The sequence below is a fragment of the Sinomonas sp. G460-2 genome (genome assembly GCF_047759905.1).
Classification (GTDB): Bacteria; Actinomycetota; Actinomycetes; order Actinomycetales; family Micrococcaceae; genus Sinomonas.
Window position 1 is genome coordinate 1 of the sequence record NZ_JBKZWT010000128.1, and the last position, 9,546, is coordinate 9,546.

At 65.6% G+C, this 9,546-nt stretch carries 15 protein-coding genes; 11 read left to right on the forward strand and 4 right to left on the reverse strand.

Going from position 1 to position 9,546, the window contains the following annotated elements; translation table 11 throughout:
* Window positions 1-539: ComEC/Rec2 family competence protein (locus tag ACLN58_RS12730; RefSeq protein ID WP_415855632.1), on the reverse strand; the 539-nt coding region annotated here is incomplete at its 3' end.
* A gap of 49 nt (window positions 540-588) precedes the next feature.
* Here ACLN58_RS12730 and ACLN58_RS12735 point away from each other — a divergent pair.
* From ACLN58_RS12735 to ACLN58_RS12785, 11 genes are all read left to right on the forward strand, one after another.
* Complete coding sequence (locus tag ACLN58_RS12735) at window positions 589-1,971, forward strand: recombinase family protein (RefSeq protein ID WP_415855633.1); 1,383 nt, start codon at window positions 589-591, stop codon at window positions 1,969-1,971.
* Window positions 1,972-2,105: 134 nt separating this feature from the next.
* The gene (locus tag ACLN58_RS12740; RefSeq protein ID WP_415855634.1) at window positions 2,106-2,324 is read left to right on the forward strand and encodes a hypothetical protein; all 219 of its coding nucleotides are present in this window, start codon (window positions 2,106-2,108) and stop codon (window positions 2,322-2,324) included.
* Window positions 2,325-2,440: 116 nt separating this feature from the next.
* Entirely contained in the window at window positions 2,441-4,084 is a 1,644-nt protein-coding gene (locus ACLN58_RS12745) for a DNA primase family protein (RefSeq protein WP_415855635.1), read from the forward strand.
* A gap of 65 nt (window positions 4,085-4,149) precedes the next feature.
* The gene (locus ACLN58_RS12750; RefSeq protein WP_415855636.1) at window positions 4,150-4,536 is read left to right on the forward strand and encodes a hypothetical protein; all 387 of its coding nucleotides are present in this window, start codon (window positions 4,150-4,152) and stop codon (window positions 4,534-4,536) included.
* Window positions 4,536-4,763: a hypothetical protein gene (locus ACLN58_RS12755; RefSeq protein WP_415855637.1), complete on the forward strand. Its 228-nt coding sequence runs from the start codon at window positions 4,536-4,538 to the stop codon at window positions 4,761-4,763. Before ACLN58_RS12750 ends, ACLN58_RS12755 begins: the two co-directional genes overlap by 1 nt.
* Window positions 4,763-4,897 carry a hypothetical protein gene (locus ACLN58_RS12760; protein WP_415855638.1) on the forward strand — a complete coding sequence of 45 codons (135 nt, stop codon included), beginning with the start codon at window positions 4,763-4,765 and terminating at the stop codon, window positions 4,895-4,897. Before ACLN58_RS12755 ends, ACLN58_RS12760 begins: the two co-directional genes overlap by 1 nt.
* Window positions 4,897-5,157, forward strand: coding sequence for a hypothetical protein (locus ACLN58_RS12765; RefSeq protein ID WP_415855639.1), 261 nt, complete (start codon window positions 4,897-4,899; stop codon window positions 5,155-5,157). Before ACLN58_RS12760 ends, ACLN58_RS12765 begins: the two co-directional genes overlap by 1 nt.
* A gap of 81 nt (window positions 5,158-5,238) precedes the next feature.
* Entirely contained in the window at window positions 5,239-5,460 is a 222-nt protein-coding gene (locus tag ACLN58_RS12770) for a hypothetical protein (RefSeq protein ID WP_415855640.1), read from the forward strand.
* Between the two features lie 223 nt (window positions 5,461-5,683).
* Window positions 5,684-7,240 carry a phage major capsid protein gene (locus tag ACLN58_RS12775; protein WP_415855641.1) on the forward strand — a complete coding sequence of 519 codons (1,557 nt, stop codon included), beginning with the start codon at window positions 5,684-5,686 and terminating at the stop codon, window positions 7,238-7,240.
* 398 nt (window positions 7,241-7,638) lie between these two features.
* Window positions 7,639-7,911 carry an HNH endonuclease gene (locus tag ACLN58_RS12780; protein WP_415855642.1) on the forward strand — a complete coding sequence of 91 codons (273 nt, stop codon included), beginning with the start codon at window positions 7,639-7,641 and terminating at the stop codon, window positions 7,909-7,911.
* Between the two features lie 8 nt (window positions 7,912-7,919).
* Entirely contained in the window at window positions 7,920-8,096 is a 177-nt protein-coding gene (locus tag ACLN58_RS12785; protein ID WP_415855643.1) for a hypothetical protein, read from the forward strand.
* A gap of 125 nt (window positions 8,097-8,221) precedes the next feature.
* On the opposite strand, the gene ACLN58_RS12790 is transcribed toward ACLN58_RS12785, so the two are convergent.
* The 3 genes from ACLN58_RS12790 to ACLN58_RS12800 form a co-directional block, all read right to left on the reverse strand.
* Entirely contained in the window at window positions 8,222-8,404 is a 183-nt protein-coding gene (locus tag ACLN58_RS12790; protein WP_415855644.1) for a hypothetical protein, read from the reverse strand.
* A 5-nt stretch (window positions 8,405-8,409) separates the two neighbouring features.
* On the reverse strand, window positions 8,410-8,652 hold the full coding sequence (locus ACLN58_RS12795) for a hypothetical protein (protein WP_415855645.1): 243 nt from the start codon (window positions 8,650-8,652) through the stop codon (window positions 8,410-8,412).
* 33 nt (window positions 8,653-8,685) lie between these two features.
* Window positions 8,686-9,546, reverse strand: an 861-nt coding sequence (locus ACLN58_RS12800) for a ComEC/Rec2 family competence protein (protein ID WP_415855646.1), incomplete at its 5' end; no start/stop codon positions are given.

Below are 9,546 nucleotides of genomic sequence, written 5' to 3' on the forward strand. Positions count from 1 at the left end.
AGGGCGAGCCAGGCCACGGGAGGCGCGACCGACCCCGTCGCGAGGGCGACGGTCGACGCGACGGTGATGATCGGAACGAGCGGCGCCGCGACGATGTTCGCCGGGAGCGACCACGTCTGAAACTGCGGCTGCACCAGCACGAGGGCGGGGCCGCACAGGAGCTGGGCCGAGAGCGGAACCGCGATGGCGAGCGAGAGCCACTCCGGGAGGTACGCCCCGAGCGCCGCGGCCAGGCGGGGCGCCACAGAGGCGATCCCCAGAGTGGCGAGCACGGAAAGCAGGAAGCCGAGACTCAGGGCGAGCGTGGGGTCGGCCAGGAGAATGACGACGACCGCTGCACACAGGGCCGAACAGCTCGCGCCGGCCCTGCCCGTCGCGAGCGCGAGCAGCGCCACCGTGCCCATCGCAGCGGCGCGGAGCACGCTCGGCTCGAGACCGACGACGCACACAAAGGCGACGAGCGTGAGCGCGCAGCCAGCGACCACGCCCCATCGAGGACACCGCGCGAACCGCAGAACGATGGCGGCGCATCCGAGCACGATCGCGAAGTTCGCGCCGGTTAACCACCTTTAGCCCTATACTTGGGTAATGAAGGCTGCTATCTACACCCGGGTGAGTCAGGACCGTACTCGCGGCGGGCGCTCCGTCGCTGAGCAGGAGGCCGAGTGCCGCGCTATGTGCGAGCGCGAACACTGGACCGTCAGCGCGGTCTACAGCGACAACGACCGGTCGGCGTCGCGCTACACGAGCAAGGAGCGACCGGGATTCGAGCGGCTCATGGCCGACGTCGCCCGGGGGACGTTCGACGTACTCGTGATCTGGGAGGCGAGCCGCGCGACCCGCGACCTCGGCGTCTACGCGAAGGTCCGCGATGCGTGCCGCGCGGCGGGTGTCCGCTACGCATACAACGGGCGCGTGTACGACTTCGACCGCACCGACGACGCGTTCAGCACAGGGCTGGACATGCTCGTGGCCGAGCGCGAGTCGGGCGAGACCTCCAAGCGGATCCAGCGCACCGTTCGCGCGCAGGCCACAGCCGGCAAGCCCCACGGACGGCTCCCCTACGGCTACACACGCGAGTACGACCCCACAAGCGGCGCGTTCATCCGTCAGATTCCGCACCCGGACGAGGCTCCCGTCATCCGGGAGCTCGCGGATCGCATTCTCACGGGTGAGTCGCTGTACTCAATCTCGAAAGACCTTCGGGCGCGCGGACTGGAGACCTTCGACGGGCACCGAATCCATCGCCTGCTCCGCTCCCCCACGTACGCAGGCCAGCGCGTGTTCCGGGGGAAGGTCATCGGAGACGCCGACTGGGAGCCGCTGATCGATCCCGAGAAGTGGGAGTCCGTTCAGGGCTTCCTCAACGCGAAGGGACGCGCGAAGTTTCATGGCGCAGAGCCCGTGCACCTGCTCTCGGGGGTCGCGATATGCGGGGTCTGCGGCGGAAAGACCCAGCGACTCGTCAACCGTGGCAAGTACGCGAGCTACATCTGCAAGGACAAGCACTGCGTGTCGCGGCGTCAGGATCTGACAGACGAGTTCGTCAGCGAGGTTGTGCGAGGCTTCCTCTCGCGCCCGGACGCGCTGGAGGCGATCAATGCCCAGGCTATGGACCAGCCCGACGTGTCGGCCGCAGTGCAGGACCTCAAGGAGCTTCGCGCACGGCTGGAAGCGCTGTACGAACAGGCCGCAGACGGCTCTCTGAGCGCGGCGGGCCTCGCCCGGGTCGAAGGTACCGTACTGGAGCGGATTGCGGCCGCGGAGGATCGTCTGGAGTCGCTGAGAAGTCCTGCCCGGCTCACGATAGCCGACCCCGCCGCTACGGCTGCGCGCTGGGACTCCCTGCCGCTTCTGGAGCGCCGTGCGATCATCCGAGAGCTCATGGTTGTGCGCATCATGCCCGCGCGCGCGAAGGGTGTTCGGTGGGCCCCCGAGAGCATCGAAATTCAGTGGCGCGTAGGAGCCTAGTCACCGCCGAATCTCGAAGCTATAGTTCCTAGTGCCCCTGCCGGTGGGGACGAAGCCCTGATTCACCGGACATAGCAGACCGTAGACCGTAGGCCCACGAGCCATAGGGACTCTTCCCACAGACGGGTCTGCGAATGCCTTCCAAGAACCCTACGGCTCGCTCCATTCAGGCGACCGTCGCCGTTGCGTACTCGCGCGGCAAGGGCGACACCCCCGAGATTCAGGAGCTACGGCGCGACCTCCGAGCGATCAAGCTCGAAGAGTATGTCCGCAAGATCGTCGCCGAAGCCCCGCCGCTCACGCCGGAACAGGCCGCGCGCATTTCCGCGCTGCTCTGGGGCGGTGACCGATGACGGCAGGAGGTCCCGGGGGAACCAAGCCCGGGACCCACCTACCTTCAAGGAACACCGATAGTGTAGCTCTCAGTTCTGCGGCTGAAAAGCAACTCGACACGCGCACTATCGACGCGGTGCTCGACGCTGCCGAGAAGCTGGGGCGCGAAATTCGACCATCGGGTACCGACAGCAAGTTCCGGCTCAACTGGCTCATCTCCTGTCCCGGGACTGGGCACGCACGCGGCGACGAGGAGCCTTCCCTCCTTGTCACGTGGGACCCGGAGACCGATAAGACACTGCTGTTCTGCCGCAGCCGCCGCGACGAGGACGAGGCACTCCGGCTGTTCGGGCTCTCGTGGTCCGACACCTACCACCGGGGATGCCCCGAGGAGGATCTGGTCGGAAACGGCGGCTGGACCGACTTCGGCCTGCGTTCCCATCGCCGCATAGCCTCACGGTTTGCGCAGTACGCGAAGGGGAAGCTGATCTACGTCCACGGAATCGGCTGGCATCACTGGGACGGGAAGCGCTGGGCTCCCGATCACGGGAACGTCAAGACCGACGCCATGATGCAGATGATCCTGGCGGAGTCGCACAACGAGGCGTTCGGCGACACTACTGGCCTCCTTCAGGACGTCAAGGCGTGCATGACGGACAGTGGCGGCAAGGGCGTGCTCTCGATCGCGTCGAAGGACCGTCACCTCTTCGCTCTGGAGACCGACACGGACCCGTGGCTCCTCAACACCCCGAGCGGCACCATCGACCTCCACGACGGCTCGGTCTACCCGCACAACCCCGCCGACAGGATCACGAAGATGACGGGCGCGTCGTTCGACTACGACACCCGCAGCGAGGCGTGGGAGGCGTTTCTGGAGTCGTCGCTGCCCGACCCCGAGGTACGCGCGTTTCTGCAGCGCTACGTCGGCATGGCCCTCGTCGGCAAGGCGCTGGAGCACGTGATCGCTATCGGCATCGGCAACACCCGCAACGGCAAGGGTGTGTTCACTCGGGCTATCGCGGGGGCGCTCGGGGACTACGCGGCGACGGCGACAAACGACATGCTGCTGCTCGGGCGGCGCGGTCTCGGGGAGAAGCGCTCCGCTAGCGAGAACACCGCGATACTCGACCTCCGGGGCGTGCGCTGGGCCGAGATGGGCGAGCTTCCGAAGGGCGCCAAGATGAACGAGGCGCTGCTCAAGAGCCTCACGGGCGGCGACGTCATCAAGGCGCGGAGGATGGGCAAGGACTTCGTGGAGTTCGTTCCGAGCCACACCATCTTCATGCACACGAACGACCTTCCGGGGATCGACGCCGACAGCGAGGCGGTATGGGCGCGCGTGCGCATCGTCCCGTTTCCGGTCAGCTTCCGAGGGCGCGAGGACAAGACGCTGGACGACCGCCTCGCCCTGGAGAAGGAGGCAATTCTCGCATGGGCGGTACGTGGCCTCGGCCAGTATCTGGAGATTGGCCTAGCCGAATCCGCGGCGGTCCTCGCGGCGGGAGACAGCTACCGCGCCGATAACGACCCAGTCAGCCGGTTCGTGGCCGAAGCCTGCGAACTCGACCCGCGCTACTGGACTTCGTCCGCAGACCTTCGTGCCGCATTCAGCATGTGGGCATACGAGAACGAAGAGGAGCAAATCAGCGCGAAGGCGCTTGGCGACGCGCTCGGGAGGATCAGGGGACTCGATAAGAAGTCCAAGAAGATCAGCCAGATTCTCACCCGGGGATGGTCAGGTATACGCCCGTATACGGAGGTCCCGCTTAGTTCGCTATAAAAGTCCCCACGAGAAACTAGCGGGGACTCCGTATACACGCGTATTTTCATCACGAAAGGGAACCAATGAAGGTCTATCACCTCCATGTCTGCGGCACTCGCCACCGGTCCGTTCGGACATTTGCTAAGTGCCTCTACCCCCGCGCCGCATACCACCACGGCGACGGCGAATACGCCGTGCTCAATAGGTGCCGGAAGCTCAGGGTCAACCTATTCGAGACCGAGGCCGAGGCCCAGAACTACCTTGCTGGCATCAAGACGTGCTTCGCCGGATGTGTCGGCGCCCACGAGCTCGTCCACTTGGCCACCTCCACGTGGGAACAGCATATGGGAGGGGCAATGTTCGTCACCGACCCCGAGCAGATGCGGCACCTTCGCCTGCATTCGGACCAAGGCGTGGTGGACGAGAAGTGCGAGTTCTGCGTCCGCCTCCTGCTTGAGGAGCTGATCTGATGCCCACCCGCCCCATCCCAATCGCCCTGATCATCTCCATCGCGCTGTCCCAGAATCTCCGCGGGGAATTCTGGTCGCTCCGCGTACGGTGCCCGTACTGCCTCAGGATCCACACTCACGGCAATCCCCTCGACGCGACCGACTTCGGCCACCGATTCTCCCACTGCGCCGACCGATTCGAAGGCCAGTACCTCCTCATGCCCACCGAAGATACGGAGTACGTCTGATGGCGTCGAAGCAGAAGCACGACCAAGGCTACAAGAAGCGCAGGGCGCAGGCCCTCGCGAGGTTACTCGCCTCCCAGAATCGCCGCCACATCGGCAAGTCGATCCACGATCTGGTGAAGCGAGGGCGCGTCTGATGGCCGCGCGATACAGCGAAGAGAAGCTGGAAGAGGTCTGCGACGTGCTTCTCCGTCGCTTCGAGCAGGACGAGGCCCGAGCCGCACGTCTCCCGGACTACTACCGCTGGCACTTCCTCATGCGCTTCGCGGAAGACCTGGCCTCGGCTGGCGGGTGGTCCCTCGTCACCGCGTGGCGCTATATCGCGGCTGGCGACTACCCGAAGGCACGAGCCCAGATCTGCGGAACCGCAGTCGGAATCGCGGGCCGCGAATCCTAGAAGGCCGTTCAAAAGCTCGCAAATGGGGCTGCGACGGCCAATAACCCATAGCCCCGTACAACCTACCCTGAGGAGCCCAAAATGAATCGCAAAGAACCCTCCGACCGCGAAGTACTCGAACGGTACATCGCGGACCTCAAGGCCGACATAATCACGACGCCGTGCATTGTCTGCGGCTGCCATCCTCATGTCACCGAGTACGACAAGTACGGCTACCCGACAAAGGCCGAAGAAGTGCATCCCGGAACCTGCCCAATGCGAAATGATCTTCCGGAGGGCTACCCGCCATTTCCCAACGACTGAGAACGAGCTACCTTATCTCGCGTAACCGAATATCGTAAGCAGAGCAATTCGCTCTCCTGATTCGACCGCTCCCGAGAAATCCGGAGCCGCGGAATCAGTTCCCCCGCTGCCGAGAAGTCCGCAGCCGGAGATTCGAGACAGACGCTCAAGAGCCATGAGGCGCAATGTGCCGTGATCGGGCTCTCGTCCATTTCCGAATTTCCGATCCCAAAGGGGAATCACGATGTCCACGTTCGACACAAAGATGGCTGCGCTCACGAAGGAAGCGCAGGCCGTCGCAGAGAACAAGTCGCTCACCGGAGCGCAGAAGAAGCAGCGGCTCGACCAGATCACGGCCGAGCTTGAAGGAGTCAAGAAGGCGAAGTCCATCGCCTACGGGGGCGGCTCGTCCGGGCTCGGCCCCTCCGGGCTTGGCTCGTCCGCCTTCGGGGATACCTCGACTAAGGGAATCGGCGTCGCGGTGCCGTCGCTCAGCGTTCCTGTCGAGGACGCGCGGCGAGCGTTCGAGGTCCTGAAGTCCGGCGGGAACTTCCGCATGGAGCTTGGTCTCAAGGACGCGGCGTCGTCCACGACCACGGACGGCCAGATCATTCCGGAGTACGGCGGTCTGGTCACGAAGATCCACGAGCCCACCCGCATCCTCGACCTGCTCGCGAGCACCGCGCTGTCGGCTCCCTCGGTCGAGTACATCCGCCACGACCGCACCGTCATCGCGTCGAACCAGATCGCCGCGCCGGTCCTGACCCTCGGCGCGGCGTCCGCGGGCGGTACGTTCCCGGCCGGGGCCGAATTCTGGGTCGCCACGTACGTCACGGCTACCGGCGAGACCACGGCCTCCAACGAGGTGACGGCGACGCTCACGCTCAACCAGCAGCAGGCTCTCAGCGTCGGCGCGTTCCCTGCCGGCGTCATCGGCTGGAACCTGCGGCGCGGCACGACGACCGGGAACGAGACGATCCTCGTCAACTCGACCGGTCCCATCACGACGCTGACCTACACCGACACGGGCTCTGCTGGCGTCGCGACGACGGTTCCGACCGACAACACCACCGGCACGGCTGGCGCGATTGCGCAGGGTGGTGCGTACCCGGAGGCCACGTTCAAGACGAGCACGATGGTCGCGACGGCTCAGAAGATCGGCGTCCACACGACCCTGACGGAAGAGCTCGCGAAAGATTTCACGCAGTTCACGGACTACATCAACAACGAGCTCACCCGGATCGTCATCGACCAGGAGAACTACCAACTATGCCTCGGCAATGGCTCGGCTCCGAACCTTCAGGGCCTGCTCAATGTCCCCGGCATCCTCCAGCGGAACCGCCAGACGGGCGCTGCGCAGGAGACCTACATGCTGGACGTGTTCGAAGAGGCGATGGCCGACCTGCGCGCCAACAACACGGTCTTCACGTACCCGACCCTCATCATCATGAATCCTCTGGACTGGTCCACGCTCCGCCGCACGAAGGACGCATACGGGCACTACCTTCTGGGCGACCCGGCGACTACGGAGGTGGAATCGCTATGGGGCGTCCCGGTCAAGACCATCACGACCATCCCTCAGGGTACGGCGATCATGATGGACGCGAACAAGGTAGGCCTCACGTATGTTCGCGAAGGCCTGACCCTAGAGCTCGCGACAACTGGCGTGACGACCTCCGGAACGCCTGTCTTCCAGAACGGACTCGTCCAGATCAAGGCACACGAGCGCCTCGCGCTTGCCGTGGTTCGTCCTGCCGCCATCGTCAAGATCGGCGTCACGTTCACCGCGAACGGCAGCTGACGCATGAGACCGGCGAGCGGTGCGGTGAACCCAAGATCCTGCACCGCTCGCCTCGCCAACGATGGACGGGGCAGTGCTCATCGTCGGTGGCCCACGGCCGGAGTCATGGCCAGCCGTGGACGAGCGGAGGGCTCGTCGTGGTCCGTGATACCGGCGCTACGGCGCTAGCGAGCGACCACGACGAGCCTGTCCGGACGAGGGCTGTTTTTAGTAGCGCCAACGACGGCCCGCCCCCGGCCTCGGATTTGCTGGGGGACTTGGGGTAGGGGTAGGCGGAATAGCTAGGCGTGTGGCGGGTCGCCGCGCTCCGCCAGGTAGGCAAGGCGGGCGCGCGACATCGCGCGGCCGACAAGCCAAAATTTTCCGATCTCTCCGAAACAGATACAGGAGGCCACAGATTGTCCAAACAGACTGACGCGACGACTCGGCAGCTTGCCGAATATCGCAAGTACAGGGTCCAGCCGTGCTGGCTGTGCGGCCACGACGTCGACTACTCCGCTCCGCACGACGACAGCAGTGCGCCGTCTGTCGATCATGTCAGGCCGAGGTCCACCCACCCGCATCTGATCAACGAGCCGTCGAATCTGAGGCTCGCCCACTTGGGCTGCAACAAGAGCCGAGGCAACGGGAGGCCCAAGCTGGACCTAGGCCTCGGCGGCGATACGTTCTAGGAGGAACAATGGACGCAGAGGCAGAGTTCAAGGCCGCAATCGGCGCTCCGGCCGACGCCGACCTGACCACCAAGTCCGTGTGGACTTGGCCCATCGAGACGAAGGACGCCTCGCGCGCACATGTACGCGAATCACGCACGCGCGTCGTTCGCGAGAGCGCAATCGCGCGCGTGACGGGTAGCTGACGAACGACATACTGGTGGCCCGGTCGCTGACCGGGCCACAGTTCTATCGGCGGGTCGAGTCCAGAATCGCCATGATCCCGCAGACGATGATCACGAGCACGCAGATGAAGAACCAGAATCCCATCTCAGTTCTCACCCGCCCTCAGGAGCTTGGTCCACTCATCATGGCACCAGCGCCAGTGCTGCACGAGCGTCTGGGGGACCTCGTTCCCCTCGGACACCAGCCGGGCGATGCCGTTGGCAGCGATGGACATCTCCCGGAGAACCTGATCGGCGTACGACGGGCCGAACCGCGACTCGAAGTCCATGGCCCCTACGCCCAGTCGTCCGCGGTGGTCTTCGTGAAGACAACGACCGTGAGGCCGGACTTCGACACCCACGGGACCATGCGGTCGGGCGTCTTCTTGATCATGGCCTCGAACTCCTTCGCCTCGGCCTCGCCGCTCATCTTGGCGATACGGGCGATGGTCTGGCCACGGCGGACCTTCCAGGCGCGGCGCACGGTCTCGGTCGCGGGGTCGAAGGTGGTGATATCGGTGATCGTCGTAGCGGACATTTCGGGCTCCTCGGCTTGTCGGCTTGAAACGGTTCAGTTGAACCTACAACAACCATGCATCGGCCGACCGAGGAAGTAAAGGGGTAAAGGTAACTTAGCCCCACTCACGGCGGTCAAATGTCCGAGTCCGGCGGCCCGCATATCCTCCTCGAGCCGCGGCTCGAGCGCGCTCCGATCGCCCGTCGCTAGGGCTGGAACAAGTCCCGCAGCGTCTGTCGGGAGCCACGCCGCGTGCCGCCTCAACGCCTCCCGGGCCTCGGCGGGGCCAGCAGCAGAGCCAGCCCAGCGAACCTGCCGCGGTGCCCCCACGAGGGAAACGAACGGCTCGTCACCGGGCGTCGCCGCCCTGACCTTCGCGGGCGCCTCTACGACGTCGCCGACCTTGACCCGTGCGAGGGACTCCCTGCCGGTCACGATGACGCGCACGGAGGCCGAAAAGCGCTGACCGTCGCGTGTGGCCTCGAGGAGTCGGGCATTGGCCACGTAGCGCTTCTCCGCGCTGCCCTCGCCACCGGGACCCTGCCAGCCCGGATCTTGCCAGCTCGGGCGCTGCCCGGCGGGCCGTTGCAGATGTGGCTCGGCGAGGATCTCGAGGACGGCGGTCGTGGCCCCTCCCTCTGTGAGGAGTGCACCGACGGGGCCGGCCGCGTCGTGGGCGATCCGGGCCGACGCAGCGGCATAGCCGACGCCCCAGGCGGAGACCACTGCCACGGCGAGCAGCATGACGCCATGCCTCCCGAGATCGGGTCGGAACGCCGACCAGGCTGCGGCGAGTGCCAGCACCCCGAGGCCGACGAGGGCAACGACGAGAGCCGTCGACTCCGCGGAGAGGCCGAGGCTGAGGCCGAACGGGGCCCACACCGCTCCCGTCCAGGCCGCCGCGGCGAGCGGCAC

Bases quoted from the DNA above. Each gene is read 5' to 3' on its own strand.
- ACLN58_RS12790 (WP_415855644.1), bottom strand. From the start codon at position 8,404: ATGGACTTCGAGTCGCGGTTCGGCCCGTCGTACGCCGATCAGGTTCTC.
- ACLN58_RS12795 (WP_415855645.1), bottom strand. From the start codon at position 8,652: ATGTCCGCTACGACGATCACCGATATCACCACCTTCGACCCCGCGACC.
- ACLN58_RS12750 (WP_415855636.1), top strand. From the start codon at position 4,150: ATGAAGGTCTATCACCTCCATGTCTGCGGCACTCGCCACCGGTCCGTT.
- ACLN58_RS12785 (WP_415855643.1), top strand. From the start codon at position 7,920: ATGGACGCAGAGGCAGAGTTCAAGGCCGCAATCGGCGCTCCGGCCGAC.
- ACLN58_RS12770 (WP_415855640.1), top strand. From the start codon at position 5,239: ATGAATCGCAAAGAACCCTCCGACCGCGAAGTACTCGAACGGTACATC.
- ACLN58_RS12760 (WP_415855638.1), top strand. From the start codon at position 4,763: ATGGCGTCGAAGCAGAAGCACGACCAAGGCTACAAGAAGCGCAGGGCG.
- ACLN58_RS12740 (WP_415855634.1), top strand. From the start codon at position 2,106: ATGCCTTCCAAGAACCCTACGGCTCGCTCCATTCAGGCGACCGTCGCC.
- ACLN58_RS12735 (WP_415855633.1), top strand. From the start codon at position 589: ATGAAGGCTGCTATCTACACCCGGGTGAGTCAGGACCGTACTCGCGGC.
- ACLN58_RS12765 (WP_415855639.1), top strand. From the start codon at position 4,897: ATGGCCGCGCGATACAGCGAAGAGAAGCTGGAAGAGGTCTGCGACGTG.
- ACLN58_RS12755 (WP_415855637.1), top strand. From the start codon at position 4,536: ATGCCCACCCGCCCCATCCCAATCGCCCTGATCATCTCCATCGCGCTG.
- ACLN58_RS12775 (WP_415855641.1), top strand. From the start codon at position 5,684: ATGTCCACGTTCGACACAAAGATGGCTGCGCTCACGAAGGAAGCGCAG.